This is a genomic window from Flavobacterium daejeonense DSM 17708 (assembly GCF_000425425.1).
GTDB lineage: Bacteria > Bacteroidota > Bacteroidia > Flavobacteriales > Flavobacteriaceae > Flavobacterium > Flavobacterium daejeonense.
Window position 1 is genome coordinate 32579 of sequence record NZ_AUDK01000012.1, and the last position, 19141, is coordinate 51719.

The 19141-nt window shown below is 37.8% G+C and carries 7 protein-coding genes; all 7 read left to right on the forward strand.

The annotated features are described in order from the left end of the window. Nucleotides 1-8 precede the first annotated feature (8 nt). The 7 genes from H599_RS0109730 (at nucleotide 9) to H599_RS0109760 (ending at nucleotide 19133) form a co-directional block, all read left to right on the forward strand. Nucleotides 9-3302, forward strand: a complete 3294-nt coding sequence (locus H599_RS0109730) for a glycoside hydrolase family 2 TIM barrel-domain containing protein (RefSeq protein WP_051590697.1) — start codon at nucleotides 9-11, stop codon at nucleotides 3300-3302. 183 nt (nucleotides 3303-3485) lie between these two features. Further along, nucleotides 3486-6893 carry a glycosyl hydrolase gene (locus H599_RS0109735; RefSeq protein ID WP_026713964.1) on the forward strand — a complete coding sequence of 1136 codons (3408 nt, stop codon included), beginning with the start codon at nucleotides 3486-3488 and terminating at the stop codon, nucleotides 6891-6893. A 149-nt stretch (nucleotides 6894-7042) separates the two neighbouring features. Continuing rightward, complete coding sequence (locus H599_RS0109740) at nucleotides 7043-8476, forward strand: sialate O-acetylesterase (RefSeq protein WP_035141412.1); 1434 nt, start codon at nucleotides 7043-7045, stop codon at nucleotides 8474-8476. A 34-nt stretch (nucleotides 8477-8510) separates the two neighbouring features. Next, entirely contained in the window at nucleotides 8511-10829 is a 2319-nt protein-coding gene (locus H599_RS19445; RefSeq protein ID WP_035141413.1) for a DUF5703 domain-containing protein, read from the forward strand. An 8-nt stretch (nucleotides 10830-10837) separates the two neighbouring features. After that, nucleotides 10838-13306 carry a pectate lyase gene (locus tag H599_RS0109750; RefSeq protein ID WP_051590698.1) on the forward strand — a complete coding sequence of 823 codons (2469 nt, stop codon included), beginning with the start codon at nucleotides 10838-10840 and terminating at the stop codon, nucleotides 13304-13306. Between the two features lie 109 nt (nucleotides 13307-13415). After that, entirely contained in the window at nucleotides 13416-15434 is a 2019-nt protein-coding gene (locus H599_RS0109755) for an aceric acid hydrolase (protein ID WP_026713967.1), read from the forward strand. Between the two features lie 354 nt (nucleotides 15435-15788). After that, the gene (locus tag H599_RS0109760) at nucleotides 15789-19133 is read left to right on the forward strand and encodes a SusC/RagA family TonB-linked outer membrane protein (RefSeq protein ID WP_026713968.1); all 3345 of its coding nucleotides are present in this window, start codon (nucleotides 15789-15791) and stop codon (nucleotides 19131-19133) included. The last annotated feature ends 8 nt before the right edge of the window (nucleotides 19134-19141 follow it).

The following is a 19141-nucleotide window of genomic DNA, read 5'->3' on the forward strand; positions in this document are numbered from 1 at the left end:
TAAAATCAATGTGTATTGATTCGAAAAGCTTAATAATTAATACTTTATTCTTAATACTTCCTTTAATTAGCCATGCCCAACTGGTTACAGGTGAACCAGCAGGAATTCCGAGAATCCCTCAAAAGTATGCTTTTAATCCCTGGGAAAATCCAATGATTACCAGCATTAATCGGGAACCGGCTCGGGCAACTGCCTATTCGTATGCCACAGTGGCCGATGCTTTGGAAGGAAAACGTGAAAAAAGCCGAATTAAAATGCTGAATGGCGAATGGGATTTTAAATTTGCCAATAACCTTCAGGAAGCACCGCAGGATTTTTATAAAAATGAAGTAAAAGGCTGGGACAAAATAGAAGTGCCTTCTAATTGGGAAATGAAAGGTTACGGAATGGCGATTTACAAAAGTGCGGTTTATTCTTTCCGACCGGTCAATCCACCGTTTGTACCTCAGGATGATAATCCTGTTGGTTCTTACCAACGAAAATTTACGGTTCCTGAAAACTGGAATGGAATGACCGTTAGCCTTCATTTCGGAGGGGTAAGTTCAGCATTTCAGGTTTGGATTAATGGTGATTTTGTAGGTTACGGTCAGGATAGTTTTAATTCATCTGAATTCAACATTACATCTTATCTCAAAAAAGGAGAAAATGTTTTATCAGTTCGCGTTTTACGTTACAGTGATGGTTCTTATTTAGAAGATCAGGACCATTGGCGTTTAAGCGGAATTCAGCGTGAAGTGTATCTTATGGCTGAGCCAAAATTACGCATTGCCGATTTCTTTTACCAAACCAAGTTAGACAAAAACTATCAGGATGCACTTTTTCAATTGCGTCCTAGATTAGATAATTTGACGGGAGAAGTTGTTAAAGATCAAACTTTTGAAGTACAATTATATGATGCGCAAAACAAACCTTTATTTGAAAAAGCCTTAGTTCGAAAAGCTTCTGAGATTATTGAAGAAGTTTCGCCACGTTTGGATAAGGTGCGTTTTGGATTCTTCCAGGAAACGATTAAAAATCCATTGAAATGGAGTGCCGAAAAACCAAATCTGTACACCTTGGTCATGACGCTAAAAAATCCTGATGGAAGTATTAGTGAAGTAAAAAGCTGTAAGTTGGGCTTTCGATCGATTGAATTTTCCAAAGAAAATGGAAAAATGCTCATCAATGGCAAGGAAACTTATGTGTACGGAGTGAATCATCACGGTCATCATCCTGAAAGAGGAGAGGCAGTGAATCATCAGGATTTGGAAGAGGATGTAAAATTGATGAAAAAGTTCAATTTTAATTTTGTGCGTACAAGTCATTTTCCGGACGATCCATATTTCTACGATTTATGCGATAAATATGGCCTAATGGTCATGGACGAAGCCAATCTGGAAACACATGGTTTAGGCGGACATTTGAGTAACGACCAGCAATGGACAGCTGCCTATTTGGAACGTATGACCCGCATGATACATCGTGACAAAAATCATCCGAGTATTGTAATGTGGAGTTTGGGTAACGAAGCCGGTAAAGGTCCTAATCACGCTGCAATGGCTGCCTGGACTCATGATTACGATATTACAAGACCTGTACATTATGAACCGGCGCAAGGTAATCCACGATTAAACGGCTATATCGACCCTTTGGATTCTCGTTATCCTAAAACGGTAGATCATTCGCATCGTTTTGAAAATCCTCAGGACGAGCCTTATGTAGATATCGTAAGCCGTTTTTATCCGGGAGTTTTTACGCCTAAGTTTTTGGTTGACCAAAAGAAGGATACTCGCCCAATTTTGTTTGTAGAGTATGCGCACTCTATGGGAAATTCAACCGGAAATTTAAAAGAAATGTGGGATGAATTTCGTTCAACTCCCCGCGTGATTGGAGGATGTATTTGGGATTTGAAAGATCAGGGATTGCTTCGAAAAGATGTCAAAACAGGTCAGGAATATTTTGGTTACGGTGGTGATTTTGGTGAGAAAAAACACGATGGCAATTTCAATATCAACGGTATGGTTGCTCCGGACGGAAGACCAAAAGCTGCCATGTACGAAAACAAATGGATTTATCAACCCGCTACCTCTAGTTTGAGTTCCGATAATAAATTAAGGATTCATAACCGACAAACAGTCCAAAATTTAAGTGATTTTATTCCGGTTTTGAAGGTGTTGGAAAATGGAAATGTTGTTAAACAAGTGGTTTTAAAACCAATGGATATTCCGGCTGGAACTGATTTTGTATTAGATGTAAACAAATACCTTCCGAAGATGAAAAAAGATTCGGAGTATTTCTTGAATATCGAATTTCAATTGGCCAAAGACGAATTTTGGGCTTCAAAAGGCTATGCGGTGGCAACCGACCAATTTTTGTTGCAAAAGAAAACCGATGTTACTTTGGCGGAAGCCAAACAAAAAAGCAATTTGGCAGAAACCAATGACGATTATATAGTCAGCGGAACGGATTTTAGCATCAAAATCAATAAAATGAATGGTGCTTTAGATTCTTATCTTTTGAAAGGTAAAGAACAAATAAAAGCAGCTTTGTTGCCTAATTTCACTCGTGCCTTAACCGATAATGACCGCAAAGGCTGGAAACCTCATAAAATTTTAAAACAGTGGTTTTCGGCTAAGCCAATGTTGAAAAATATAAAAATGGAACAATCCGCTGCTGAAATAAAAATCACGAGTGATTACGAAATAATTAAGGATAGTGCAGCGGTAAAAGTGGTGTACAACATTCATCCAAACGGAATGATAAAAGCAGATTATCAGTTGAAAGCCAGTTCCAAACTGCCAAATATTCCACGTATTGGAATGCAAATGGGTATCAATAATGATTTTGACCAAATTTCATGGTACGGAAAGGGCGAAATGGAGAATTATTGCGATCGTAGTTTTGGGTTTACCGTTGGGGAATATTCGTTGCCAATTGACAAATTCATTGAGCCTTATGTCATGCCTCAGGAAAATGCCAATAGAACGGAGGTGCGCTGGATGGCATTTACAACGCCAATAAAGAATTCTGGCTTGCTAGTTGTGAAAGAAAAGCAAAACTTGAATATGAGCGCTTGGCCTTACACCCAACAAAATTTGGATGATGCCAAACATACCTGCGACTTGGTAAATCCAGGGTTTTTGACAGTAAATATTGATTTAAAACAAATGGGCGTTGGCGGAAATGACAGTTGGTCGCCGGTGGCAGCTCCTTTAGAAAAATATCAAATCCCTTCGGGTGATTATAATTATAGTTTTTATTTGATTCCTTTTACAGGTTCCAAAAACGAATTGGAATCTAATTTAAAAAAGTTCAATTATTAAATTTAAGAATGTTTTAATTCTGCAAGGTTTTCAAAACCTTGTAGGTATTTTAAATAATAGTTTATATCTGCAAGGTCAAAAGAGACCTTGCAGGATCAGCGAAAATCTGTCAAATCTGCGTGCAAATTTTTTTCACGCAGATTTAGCTGATTTTTAAAATGATACATTAGAAAAACAACAATAATGTTTAATAAAAAATACTTCTTTCTTATTTTACTTCTTTCGGGAATGCTTTCCGCACAGGAAGTTCGTCTAAAAGAGAACTCGGCTTTTCAGCCTACAATTGAATCCTCAAAGCCTTGGGTATATTGGTATTGGATGAAAGCCGCCTATTCCAAGGAAGGAATCACGGCCGATTTGGAAGCCATGAAACAAGTGGGGATAGAAGGGGCATATTTGATGACGATTAAAGGACCTGCCGAACCGCCACTCATCAGTCCGCCAGTTTTGCAATTGAGTCCTGAATTTTGGGATATGGTCAAATGGGCTTTTGTAGAAGCTGATCGTTTAGGCGTAAAATTGGCCTTTCACGCAGCCGATGGTTTTGCGGTGGCTGGAGGTCCTTGGATTACTCCCGAAATGTCAATGCAAAAAGTAGTTTGGTCCACTATTGAATTTACCGGAGGTAAAAAGATAGCGACGCAATTGGCTGTGCCGGAACATTACAAAGATTATTATAAAGACATTGCCACTTTTGCGATTCCGATAAAAGATTGGGAACAAAATTCGAAAGTCTTACTTCCAAAAGTCATAACTTCCAACGGTGAAAATGCAGATTTTTTGGTCAATCCAACACTTGATGGTAATTTGAAAATAAGTGAAAAAGGCTGGATTTTATACGAATTTGAAAAGCCTTTTTTGTGTCGAAATATAAATATTCAAACCAAAGGATTGGATTTTCAAGCACAACGATTGATTGTGGAGACCAGCAATGATGGGGTGAATTTTACTTTTCATCAAAGATTACATCCACCTCGACAAGGCTGGCAAAACACCGATTATGGAACCACAGCTACTATCAAAGCTATTTCAGCCAAATATTTCCGATTTGTTTTTGATCCGGCTGGAACTGAGCCAGGAGCCGAAGATTTGGATTTTGCCAAATGGAAGCAAAGCAGCTTGAAAGTAAGTAAAATTACACTTTCCAATCAGGCAACAATTGGAAATTACGAAGGGAAATCAGGGGCAATATGGCGTTTGAGTCCAGCAACAACCACCGATGAAATTCCAGATGCTTTTCCCAAAGCTTCAATTATCAATGTGAGTCAATTTGTAGATGCCAATGGTAATTTGAATTGGAAAGCACCAAAAGGGAAATGGAAAATTATCCGTATGGGACATACTTCTACCGGACATGAAAATGCGACTGGAGGTGCCGGAAAAGGTTTGGAAGTGGATAAATTCCATCCAGAACTGATTCGTTTTCAGCTCGACCATTGGTTTGGAGAAGCAATTCGAATTGCAGGTCCAGATTTGGCTTCGAGAGTTTTGCAAATTTTACATTTGGACAGCTGGGAATGTGGCAGCCAAAATTGGTCTTCCATTTTTCAAAGCGAATTCAAGAAAAGAAGAGGTTACGATATTGTAGACTATTTGCCGGTTATGGCCGGAATTCCTGTTGAAAATGTGGATACTTCTGAAAAGCTTTTGTATGATGTTCGAAAAACTATCGCCGAATTGGTAGCTGAGAATTTCTACGGGACAGTTGCCCAGATTGCCAAAGAAGCCAAGGTAAAATTCAGTTCCGAAAATGTGGCGCCAACCATGATGAGCGATGCCTTATTGCATTTTCAATATGTGGATTATCCTAGTGGGGAATTTTGGTTAAAAAGCCCTACGCATGATAAACCATTTGATATGTTGGATGCGATTTCGGGCGGACATATTTATGGAAAAGATATTATTCAAGCCGAAGCTTTTACCGCTTTGCGAATGGATTGGGATGAGCATCCGGGGAATTTAAAAGTCATTGCCGACCGAAATTATGCCTTGGGAATCAACCGTTTTTTCTACCATGTTTTTGTACATAATCCGTGGTTGGATCGAAAACCGGGAATGACTTTGGACGATATTGGTTCGTTTTTCCAAAGGGATCAAACTTGGTGGAAACCCGGAAAGGCTTGGTTTGATTATGCACAGCGTGTACAATTTCAATTGCAAAAAGGTAAACCCGTAGTGGATTTGGCTGTTTTTATTGGCGAAGATTTGCCTTCCCGTTCTTTGGTGCCGGATCGTTTGTTTCCTTTTGTGCCTCATGTTTTTGGTGAAGATAGAATTGCCAGTGAAAAAATCCGATTGGCAAATGAGGGGCAGCCCGATGCCAAAATGCCAAAAGAAGTAAGTTACTCAAAAAATAATACCGATTTGTCCCAATGGGTGAATCCGATGAATGGCTACCAATACGATTCGTTCAACGCCGATGTTTTTTTACGGAAAGCAAAAGTGATAAACGGAAAAGTGAGCTTTGATGCCGGAATTGAATATGGTGCATTGCTGTTCCCGGGAAGCAGAAGAATGGCTCCGAACAAAATTATTTCTTTGGCTGTAGCCGAAAAAATGTTGGCTTTGGTCAAAGAAGGAGCGACCCTTTTTATTGATAAAAAACCGATTGCAGCTCCAAGTTTTCAAACTGCTGAAGAAGCCAAAAAATGGCAGGTGGTCGTAGATGAATTATGGTCTAATGCAAAAAATACGGTGTCAGGTTCTTGGAAATTAGGAAAGGGAACCCTTATCCGGCTACCTTTTATGGATGCTGATTTTTCCAAAATTGGCATCACTGCAGATCTATTATTTGAAGATAAAATCGATAGTGACAGAGGTTCGATTGCCTGGACGCACCGCAGAAGTGGCGAGGAAGAAATTTATTTTATTTCCAATCAGTTGGAAAAAAAGCGAATGCTTACTTTTTCCTTTCGCGAAAGCGGAAAAATTCCACAATTGTACAATCCGGTGACGGATGAAACGACAGTATTGAATGAATGGAAAAGACTAAACGGAAGGACGATTATTCCATTAGAATTGGACAAAAATGAATCCTGTTTTGTAATTTTCAAAGAAAAAACCATTCAAAGTAAAGAATCAAAAGCTTCGAATATTGTGACTTTCAAAAGGGATCAAACTTTGGATGAAAATTGGAAATTGCAATTTGATCCGGCTTATAAAGGGCCAGAAAAAGCCTTACGAATCAGCAAACTTTTTGATTGGAGCTCTTCGGAGAATGAAAGTATTAAATATTATTCGGGGACTGCGGTTTATGAAAAAGAATTTGTTTGGAAACAAAATAGCAAAGAGCCGGTTTATATCAATTTGGGTTCAATAGCCAATTTGGCCGAAGTGAGCGTAAACGGAATAGATTGTGGAACGATTTGGACTTTCCCGTATCGATGTAATATTTCGAAAGCTTTGAAAAAAGGAAAGAATACCATTGTTATTAAAGTAACGAATACCTGGGCAAATCGTTTAATTGGTGACCAAAAATTGCCAGAAAATGAGCGATTAACCTGGACAACTGCCCGCTACCGATTGGTGGAAAGTGAAAATTTGTTACCAGCAGGTTTGTTAGGTCCGGTGATATTAGAAATAAAGAAATAGTACATAATCTAAAGGGTTTTAACCCGATGATTTGAAATTTAGAAATAAAAAAGGAAATTAATGGGCACGCAGATTTTGCAGATAAACGCAGATTTTGTTTTATAAAATCCAATAAATCTTTTTAATCTGTGGCAAAATAAATTAGAAATATGAAAAATCTCAGAAATTCAATTGTTGCAATTTTATGTCTTGTTGGAAGTTTCCAAATGAAGGCAGCGATTAAATTACCGGCTTTGTTTTCCGATAATATGATGTTGCAGCAACAAAGCAGCGCTCCTATTTGGGGTTGGGCAGACAAAAATCAAAGTCTGAAAATCCAAACTTCATGGGATGCAAAAACCTATGAAGTAAAAGCGGATAAAGACGGAAAATGGAAAATTGCATTGCAAACTCCGATTGCGGGCGGTCCTTATGAAATTAAAATTTCGGATTATGCGGAAACGAAAACAATTAAAAATATCTTGATTGGGGAAGTTTGGTTGTGCTCCGGTCAGTCCAATATGGAAATGCCGTTGAAAGGCTTTCCGGGACAGCCTGTTTACAAAGGAAATGAGGCAATAGTTCATTCTGCCAATAATCAAATACGATTTATTACGGTTCCAAGAGCCACAGTTTTGACGCCTAATGAAGATTTCGTGGGTAAATGGAATGCGGCAGCTCCTCAAGCTACGGGTGATTTTAGTGCCACAGCTTGGTATTTTGGTTCCTTGTTGCAGGAGGTTTTGCAAGTTCCAGTAGGATTAATCCATGTTTCTTATGGAGGTTCGAGTATGGAAGCCTGGATGAATCAGGAAATGTTGAGAGATTTTACGAGTGCTAAAATTCCAACCAAACAAGAAGATTTAGCCAAGGATCCCAACCGTGTAGCTACTACTTTGTTCAATGGGATGCTTTCTCCGGTAATTGGTTACGGAATCAAGGGATGTATCTGGTATCAGGGAGAATCCAATTATGAGCGTGCAGCACAATACAAAGAATTGATGAAGAAAATGGTGAGCAGCTGGCGCGGACTTTGGAATCAGGGCGATTTTCCTTTCTATTATTGTCAGATAGCCCCCTTTAATTATGCACAATTTCATCCAAAAGATAACAAAGAAGAATACAATTCGGCTTATTTGCGTGAGGCACAATTGCAGGCTTCCAAAGAAATTCCAAATTCCGGAATGGCTGTTTTGATGGATATTGGTGAAGAAAATAATATTCATCCTATTTATAAAGAAGCCGGAGGAACTCGATTGGGGTATTTGGCTTTGACAAAAACCTATGGATTAAGCGGATTTGAATTTGAAAGTCCGGAATATAAAGCCATGGAAATCAAAGACAATTCGGTAACCGTTTCCTTTGATAAGGCGCCAAATGGTATTACTGCAAATGGAAAAGATGTAACTGGATTTGAAATTGCGGGTGCAAACAAAGTGTTTTATCCTGCCAAAGCAGAAGTGAGAAGAAAATCGGTAGTGTTGACTTCGGATAAAGTTGCTCAGCCGGTTGCTGTACGTTATTTATTTAAAGATTTTGCCGAAGCACAAATTTTCAGTACCGGCGGATTGCCGCTTTCTTCGTTTAGAACGGATAATTGGTAAGAACTTAAAATAGTATAAACAAGAATAAAAAAAATTGAAAAAATTAATTTCCATATTTCTACTTCTTCTAACGCTTTCTGTCAAAGCGCAACTTCCTGTGCTTGATAATTACAATCAGGTTTGGAATACACAAAGCAATAATTCCTCCGAATCCATGCCGTTGGGTGGTGGCGATATTGGTGCCAATGTATGGGTTGAAAAAGGGGATTTGTATTTTTATTTTTCTTGTTCGGGAACTTTTGACGAGCATAATACTTTGCTGAAATTAGGAAGAGTAAAAGTAAGTTTGAGTCCAAATCCCTTTCAGGGAAATGAGGGTTTCCAACAGAAATTACATTTAAAAGAAGGATATATTACTGTCTCTCAAAATGGAACTACTGTCAAACTTTGGGTCGATGTGTTTCATCCGGTGATTCATGTTGAGGTTGCGAGCAAAAATCCAACCCAAATGAAAGTGGCTTACGAAAGTTGGCGTTATAAAAATAGAGCGTCCTTAGGCAAAGCCAATAATGCCAATTCGTACAAATGGGCTCCACAAGGGGAGATTGTCACGTTTAAAGATTCTATTTCTTTCGAAAAAAATGGAGTGCAATTTTATCATAGAAATAGAGCCAATACGGTTTTTGATGTAGCGGTGAAACAGCAAAAAATGGAAGCGGTAAAAGACCAAATGCTGAATCCATTGGCAAATCTGACCTTTGGCGGAAGACTTTTTGGTGTTAATTTAAAGACCGATGGAACTTACACAGGATTGTATCAGGATACGGATTTTAAAGGTTACCAACTTTCGAGTGTGAAAGCGGCTAAGAAATATCAGTTCCAAATCCAGTTGCATACCAATCAATCGGCAGATGCTACTTTATGGGCTAATGAATTGCAAAAACAGATTTCGACCTATAAAAAAGATGCCAAAAAAACGGTTGCCTGGTGGAATGCCTTCTGGAATCGCTCTTTTATTTATACGCAAAAAGCAAAAACGGATAAAGATTCGGTTTACCAAATAGGACAAAATTACCAGCTGTTTCGTTATATGTTGGGTTGCAATGCTTATGGCAAATATCCAACCAAGTTCAATGGTGGATTGTTTACCGTAGATCCGGTTTTTACCAACAAGGATTTGAATTTCACACCTGATTTTCGCAATTGGGGAGGTGGGACAATGACAGCACAAAACCAACGTTTGGTTTATTTTCCCATGTTGAAAAGCGGCGATTTTGATATGATGACTTCTCAATTGGATTATTATTTGAGTTTGCAAAAAAATGCCGAACTGCGTTCTCAGGTATATTGGAAACATAATGGAGCTTCTTTTACCGAACAATTGGAGAATTTTGGTTTACCAAATCCTGCTGAATACGAGTGGAAACGCCCGGCAGATTATGATCCCGGCATGGAATACAATGCTTGGTTAGAGTATGAATGGGATACGGTTTTAGAATTTTGCCAAATGATGTTGCAACAAAAAGTGTATGCAGGTAAAGACATTAAAAAATACAATCCGTTTATTTTGAGTTGCCTTCGTTTTTTTGACGAACATTACCAATATTTGGCCAAACAACGTGGTAGAAAAGCTTTGGATGGAGACGGAAAATTAGTTTTGTATCCGGGTTCCGGAGCTGAAACCTATAAAATGACGTACAATTCAAATAGTACAATTTCGGCTTTAAAAGTAATTACGGAACAATTATTGATGTTATCGGAAAATAATTTGTCAAAAGAGGATATAGAATATTTGAAAGCGTTTCAAATGCGCATTCCTCCTTTGAATTTTAGAGAATTTGACGGCCATAAAACATTGGCTCCGGCCAAACATTGGGAACGCATCAATAATAGCGAAGTGCCACAGCTGTATTCGGTTTTTCCGTGGAAAATACATGGTCTTGGCAAAGCCGATTTGGAAATTGCATGGAATACTTGGAAATACGATACAGATGCCTTGAAATTTAGAAGTCATGTGGGTTGGAAACAAGATAATATTTTTGCCGCCAGATTAGGTTTGACCGAGGAAGCGGCCAAATACAATTTGCTCAAAATGGCTAATTCCGAAAGACGTTTTCCTGCTTTTTGGGGGCCCGGATTTGATTGGGTTCCTGATCATAATTGGGGAGGTAGCGGGATGATAGGAATGCAGGAAATGCTGTTGCAAACTAACGGTGATAAGATTTATATTTTTCCTGCCTGGCCAAAAGAATGGGATGTGCATTTTAAATTGCATGCGCCCCAAAATACTACTGTTGAAGGAAAATTAGAAAATGGAAAACTGACTTTGTTGGAGGTTTTTCCAAAAGAAAGAAAAAAAGACATCATCAATCTGTTGGGGATGAGTACAGCAGATAAATTACAATTAAAATAAGTTAAGATATGAATTTAATGAAACAACTGGCTTTTTGTGCCGGAACAATGATAACGTTTACATCGGGTTTAGTGGCTCAGGAAAAGCAAATTTTTCCGCTTACACAGTCATTGAAAGTCGATTTCGATTTGGCGCAACGCCGCACTCAGGAAGTTAATGATCCTAATTATATTTCCTGGCCAATTAGTGAAGGAACTGTTATTGAAAAGAAATTTGGAACTATTAAAGTAACTTTAAAAGGGACTATTAATTCAAGTTGGTACAAAACCGGAGTGCAATCGCCTTATTATGCCCGACTGGTCAATGACGGAATTGTTGCCGATAAAAATGTTGAAATGCGAATTAGCGGATTAGCGAGAGGAAAACATACGTTGCTGACTTTTAATAATACGTTCGATAGTCCGGAAGTGGCTCATTTTGCTCCGGTGAAAGTGTTTGTAAACGGCGTTTATTCGCAAACTATTTTGCCAAGTAACAGAGCGACAGCAACTATCGATGCGGCTACTTCGTATATTAAATTTGAAGTAAAGGATGCTAAAGAAGTGGTTATTCGTTTTGAATCGGATGCTGAAGCTATTGGGAAAATTCAAAAAGTGGTTTTGAACGGTTTTGAATTGGATTTGCCAAACCTGAAGAAACAGGCCAATACGCCTAAACCGGTGAATAATGACGAACATGTGGTTTTAGCCGAAGATTTTAAATTGGAATGGAATGCACCGGAAGGGACGGTTTCGCATGATTTTTATTTTGGTGAAAACGAAAAAGAAGTGGCGGATGCCAATAGAAATTCGGCGGCATTCAAAGGAAATTTGAAACAAACAGAAGCGAAGATTGACTTAACTTCATTGAGTAATTTGAAAAATTATTATTGGAGAGTAGATGAAATTGATGCCGATAATGAAGTGACCAAAGGGAAAGTCTGGTATTTTAAACCGGCACAATTAGCTTTTCCGGGAGCCGAAGGTTATGGGCGTTTTGCCATTGGTGGACGTGGTGGAAAAGTCATTGCAGTAACCAATTTGAATGATAGTGGACCGGGAAGTTTGCGTGATGCTGTAGAAAAAGAGATAGGTCCTAAAACCATTGTGTTTAATGTTTCGGGAAATATCCAATTGAAATCTAGGTTAGTGGTGAGTCAGCCTTATGTAACTATTGCGGGACAAACCGCTCCGGGTAAAGGAATTATGATTAGCCGTGCGCCAATTGGTCTAACCGGAAATGACGGTATTATTCGTTTTTTAAGAGTGAGAATTGGTGGTGGTACTACTTATGATGGTATGGGATTAACAGGAGCCAACAATAGTATTATAGATCACGCTTCGATTAGCTGGACCATTGATGAATCGTTCAGTTCCAGAGGAGCACACAACATTAGTTTGCAACGTACTTTGATTGCCGAAGCACTAAATGTGGCGGGTCATGATAAATATGGTGCGGGTAAAATGCACGGTTATGCGGCAACCATTGGTGGTGATGTAGGTAGTTTTCACCATAATTTATTGGCGCATAATTATGGTCGTAACTGGAGTATTGGTGGCGGTTTGAACGGAGATGGTTATTATGGCGGAAAAATTGATATTCGTAATAATGTCGTTTATAACTGGGGACACCGCGCTACTGACGGTGGTGCCAATCAGGTGAATTTTGTCAATAATTATTACAAACCGGGTGCTTCGACTAATTTCTTTTTTGCTTTAAATGCACAGCATGAAGGCGTTGGCAAAGGGAAACAGCAATATTATTTTGATGGTAATGTGATGCCGGGTCATTTTAATGAAAAAAACCAGGAAAAAGGAAGAACAGTAACTTACTCGCATGGTGATAAATCAAGTTATGAAACTTATTTAAATAAACCATTTTTCGAATCTTTTGTAAAAACGCAATCTGCTGAGGCAGCCTATAAAAATGTGCTTTCTGATGTAGGAGCTAATCAACCGTTTTTTGATGAACACGATCAGCGAATTATCAAGGAAACTTTGAAAGGAACGTATACGTATAAAGGAAGTAAAAGTGGTTTAGGCGGAATGATTGATAATGAAAAGGATGCCGGAAGTTGGGAAGATTATCCAAATGAAAGCCGTCCGGCCGATTGGGATACGGATCAGGACGGATTGCCAAATTGGTGGGAAACTGCCAAAGGATTGAATTCAAATTCAACAATTGGTGATTTTACCGATGCGAATGCAGCTAGTGGAAATGGATATACGCAGTTAGAAGATTATTTGAACTGGATGGCGCAACCACATTATTTTGTGAATGCGGGAGAAAAATTAAATTTTTCGGTAGCTGATTATTTCAAAGGGTACGAGAAGAAACCGGTTTATTCCTATAATGATGTTGTTAATGGAAACGTAGTTTTAAAAAGAAAAGAAATTGAATTTTCTTCTAATAGTAAAGGATTTGCTTCATTGGTGATTTCAGTTAAAGATGCTGATGGAGATACAATGAACCGTACAGTTAATTTTTTTGTAAAATAAAGAAAAACATTTAGTAAGATAAAATCTGCTAGAATCTGTTTTAATCTGCGTGCCATATTATTTCACGCAGATTTAGCAGATTTATACAGATAAAATAAAAACATAAAAAATGAAAAGATATATTATCCTATCGTCAATTTTATTTATTACTGGTTCAATCGCGTTTGCCCAAAACAAAGGTTTAGTAGATAATTCGGCTAGCCCTTTTACCAAGTTAAAAAGTGTGGGTTTACAGGATGTACGATGGACCGGTGGATTCTGGCAACAACAGTTAAACGTGGAAAATAAGGAAACGCTGCCGTATATGTGGGATTTGTATCATAATGATGAGGTTTCACATGCCTACGCTAATTTTGAAATTGCTGCCGGACAGATGAAAGGAACTTTTAAAGGTCCTTCTTTTCATGATGGTGATTTTTACAAAATTTTTGAGGGTTTGGCAGCTACTTATGCCGTGACCAAAGATAAAAAGCTGGACAAACAAATGGATGAAGCTATTGCTTTGTTTCAAAAAGTGCAACGTAAAGATGGTTATTTGCATACTCCGGTTTTAATTGATGAACGTTGGGGGACTTTGGGACCTGAAGAAGTAAAAAAACAGTTAGGTTTCGAAAAATACAACATGGGACACTTAATGACTGCTGCCTGTGTACATTATCGCGCTACCGGAAAAAGCAGCTTTTTGAATGTTGCTAAAGGCGTAGCCGATTATTTGTATGATTTTTACAAAAAAGCCTCGCCGGAACTGGCTCGAAATGCCATTTGTCCATCACATTATATGGGAATTGTCGAAATGTACCGTACGACAAAGAATCCAAAGTATTTAGAATTAGCTAATAATTTAATTGATATTCGCGGAACTACGAATGACGGAACTGACGATAATCAGGATCGAATTCCGTTCAGACAGCAAACCACCGCGATGGGACACGCTGTGAGAGCCAATTACTTGTACGCGGGAGTGGCCGATTTATATGCCGAAACCGGAGAACAAAAATTATTGGACAATCTAAAATCCATTTGGGAAGATGTCGCTTATCGAAAAATGTATATTACCGGAGCCTGTGGTGCTTTGTACGACGGTGTTTCACCGGATGGAACTTCCTATAATCCGACTGAAGTTCAAAAAATCCATCAGGCTTACGGACGTCCTTTTCAATTGCCAAATGCTACGGCACATACGGAAACCTGTGCGAACATTGGAAATGTATTGTGGAACTGGCGTATGCTGCAACTTACCGCGGATGCCAAATATGCTGATGTAATTGAATTGGCTTTGTATAACAGCGTGTTATCCGGAATTAATTTAGAAGGAAATAAATTTTGCTACAACAATCCGTTGAATGTATCGGTTGATTTGCCATTCAAACAAAGATGGGGAAGTGAGCGTGAAGGTTATATTGCTTTGTCTAACTGTTGCGCTCCTAACGTAACCCGCACTGTGGCTGAAGTAAGCAATTATGCGTACAGTTTGACCAAAGAAGGATTATATGTGAATTTGTATGGAACAAATGCATTGAATTCTAAGACTGAGGAAGCTGCGCCAATTCAATTGCACCAACAATCCAATTATCCTTGGGACGGAGCGATTGCGATAACATTTGATAAGGCTCCAAAAGGAGATTATGCTTTGTTTTTAAGAATCCCAGGTTGGAGTAGTGGTACTGTTGTGAAAGTAAATGACAGGGTCGTAGATGCAAATAGTATTTCGGGAAGTTATTTGAAAATCAATCGCCAATGGAAGAAAGGAGATGTTATTAGTTTAAATATTCCAATGCCGGTACAGTTGATGGAAGCGAATCCCCTGGTGGAAGAAACTAAAAATCAGTTGGCTGTAAAAAGAGGCCCTTTGGTGTATTGTTTGGAATCCAATGGTATTTCTAAAGAGGCATCTATAAATGATGTTGTTTTAGATGTTAATTCCAATTTTAAAACAGAAACGATAAAAGTTGATCATAGAGATTTAGTTGCCATCAATGCTCAGGGTTTTTTGAACTCAGAATCCTGGGATAAAAAATTGTACCAACCGGTTCAAAAAAGTAAAACTGCGGTTTCTTTGCAATTAGTACCGTATTTTTCATGGGGCAATGCCAATAGTAAGGAGATGACGGTGTGGTTTCCGCATTAAAAAACTTATTAAAAGTAAAAAAATAATACGATAAAGAAAATTTAACATAAAAAAAACACGAAAACTAAAAAAAAATGTGCTAAAAAATCGTGTTGTAATAAAATTTTAGTACATTTGAAAAATGTAAACGTTTACATTTGATTGAGTTAGCTTAATTTCGGTTGTTAAAATCTGATTTGTCTTACGAAATGTAAACGTTTACATTTGGAATTTGTAAAGAATAAAATACAATTAAATGTTAACAAGGCCTGAAAAGAGGCAGTTGTAATTAACATGATCCATTTGATTTCTCATTTTTTTAGAAATATAAACCAAACGAAAACAATTAATTTTTTAACCAAAAGAAACACACTTATGAAACAAACATTTAAAATGGTATTTAGTGTATTGCTTTTCAGTATGATGGCTCTGACCGGCTTTGCGCAAAATGCAAGAGTTACCATTACAGGAAAAGTAATAGACAAAGACGGACTTGGTGTTGTCGGTCTTAACGTTATCGAGAAAGGTACTAAAAATGGTACGCTAACCGATTTTGACGGGGCCTATAAAATTCAAGTGGCTAAAGGGGCTGTGTTGCAGTTCTCTTATATTGGGATGAAAACCCAGGAAAGAACGGTAGGAGATGCAACATCAATTAATATAACGATGCTGGAAGATGCTTCTACCTTGAATGAGGTAGTAGTGGTAGGATATGGTACCCAAAAGAAAAATAATTTGACTGGAGCTGTAGCTACAATTAAACCAGATGATATTAGAGATTTGCCTGTTACAAATTTAGCGGAATCGTTGAGAGGTCAGATTCCTGGTTTGTCTGTTGGAGGTAATGGAGCTAGACGTCCTGGAGAAACCGCTGATTTGCAAATTCGTCAGGTTTTTTCTTATTCTAAAGATGGTAGTACATCTTTTCCATTAATCGTAATAGATGATATGGTGCAGATAGATCCTCAAACAGGACGTTCTTCAATGGAGATGTTTAATAGATTAGATCCTTCTGAAATTGAAAGTATTACAGTGTTGAAAGATGGTTCGGCAGCTATTTATGGTACACGTGCAGCTCAAGGAGCTATTATTGTAAAGACGAAAAGAGGTAAAGAAGGTAAAACTAAATTATCCTATTCTAGTCAATTTGCACTTAATGATGCCATTAGTCATGGAAAAACTATGTCTGCTTATGAAAATGGTATTTATAATAATAGATTATGGGGAGCAGCTGGTCAAACGGATCCAAAATACTTTTACTCTGATGCCGAGTTAGATGAAATGAAAACCTTAAATTACAATTGGTTGAAGAAAGCTTGGAAACCGGCAACACAACAAAAGCACACACTTACCGTAAGTGGTGGTACTGATAAAGCAACTTATTTTGCAGGTATCAACTATTTAACTCAGGGTGCTAATTTAGGTGAGCAGGATTTTAAAAAATGGAATTTCCGTACAGGAGTGAATGCTAAAGTAACTAAGGATTTGGATTTGTCTTTTTCTGTTTCTGGAAATACTGGAGATATCGAAAAATCATTTACAAAATCTTCCAGTAGTGTGAGAAATGGTTTTGCAAGTGCTGTTACTAATGCGGAGCAAGCAGATTATGGTTTTTTACTGCACATGCCAAAATTTGTGCCTTGGGAAACCACAATTAATGGAGAAAAACATTATGTTTCTCCGTTTCCTCGTACCGATCGTAATTTAGGAGGAACCCAAAATACAAACTCTTCTATTGCAGGTTGGAACTACTTTGCTTTACTAGATAGTGGTTCTAAACAAACTTCATCAGATTTTACGATGAACGTAAATACTTCGTTGACCTATAATGTGCCTTTTATTAAAGGATTGTCATTGAAAGGAACTTATGCCAGAACACAGTTCTCAGATCAAACAAATCAAGTAGCACTACCATTTGAGTTGGCAAGGATTAAAAATTTCAATGCTGCAGATCGTCATTTAGCTAGTGGCGCAGCTTCTGCTTCTGATTGGGATATTAGAGACAATGTTAGACAGTCGAGAGTGGTTTATGATAATACAACTTCTAAAAATATTCAGGCTAACTTTTTTGCCAATTATTCTAGAACTTTTGGAGATCATAGTTTTGATGCAATGGTAGGTGTGGAACGCTCTGAAGGTATCTATAATTTTGCTCGTTTGTATTATGAAAATCCTTCAAAAGATTATTTGGGTACTTCTGCAACTGCAGGAACTTTGACAACAAACTCCTTTAGTGATAAAAGAGAGTCAGGAACAATGTCTTACATGGGACGTTTTAATTATAGCTTTAGAGATAAGTATCTATTCCAATTTGTTTTTAGAGAGGATGCTTCAACAAAATTCGCGCCAGAAAATTATTGGGCATTCTTTCCTTCTGTTCAGGCAGGTTGGGTAATTTCTAAAGAAAACTGGTTTGCTGATAATGTAAAATGGATGGATTATTTAAAAGTTCGTTATTCAGTAGGTAAAACGGGAAGAGATAATGTTCAACCTTGGAGATGGGCTACTTATTATGATATAATTGTAGATAAAGGGTTGCAATTTGGTTCTAATGGAGGTTTGTTAGGAGGTGCAGTTGCACCAAAAGTAACACCTAATAGAAATGTGGGTTGGGATACCGACTGGAAATATGATTTAGGTATTGATATGACATTGTTAAATAACAGATTGTCTATTACTGCAGATTACTATGTAGATAAAAATACAGATATTCTTTTCCCGGTTACTGATGCAATTGGAGTGCCAATTTCTGTTGGAGGAGGTTTTGCAGAAGAAAACCTAATTGCAGTTACTGCTTGGGGTACTGAGTTTGCAATTAACTGGAAAGACAAAATCAATGATAACTTCAGTTACAATGTAGGTATCAATACTGGTTTCTCAAATAATGAAATTAAAAAATATACGGATCAGCCATTTTCTCATCCATCTAATAATGCAGCTATGGTGGGAAGAAAAGCAATTAATCCAGTATGGGGGTTTAAAACTTGGAATGAGACTTCAACAGGAGACGGTATCTTACGTACAGATGATGATGTAGCAAACTACTGGCAATATTTAACTGATCATGCTACGGCAGTTGGAGGTTCTCCTAACTTTTTGGGAATTACTAGCCAAGCAAATCTTAGAAAAGGTATGTTAGCTTATCAGGATTTAGGAGGAACTTATGATACAACTACTGGAATTCAGGCACCTGCTGATGGTAGAATTGATAAGAATTTTGATTATGGAAAATTAGCAAATAGTAACAGAACCTATAGTTTTACAACTAATCTAGGAATGAAATATAAAAATTTCTATATGAAATCTCAAATAGCTACATCTTGGGGAGGATATCAATCAATAGATAATGTGGCACAATATACTTCAACAAATGATGCTATCTGGAGTAGAGAGTCTTTCTGGACTGATATGTACGGGCCAGACAATGTAGATGGAAAATATCCTAATCTTTCTTTTAGAGATCAATTATCTGTTCCATCTGATTTCTGGTCAGTAAATACATTCCGTTGTACAGTAAGAAATTTGACTGTAGGTTTTGATTTTCCAAAAGAAGTGTTATCACAACTTGGAGTGTCTAATGCTTCACTGGGTCTAACTGGATATAATCTTTGGGATTTATACAATCCATATCCAGATCACTATCGTAACATGTATGATGATTCTTCAGTGGGTTATCCTACACTTAGAACTTGGACGCTTAATCTAAACGTAACATTCTAATTTTATTG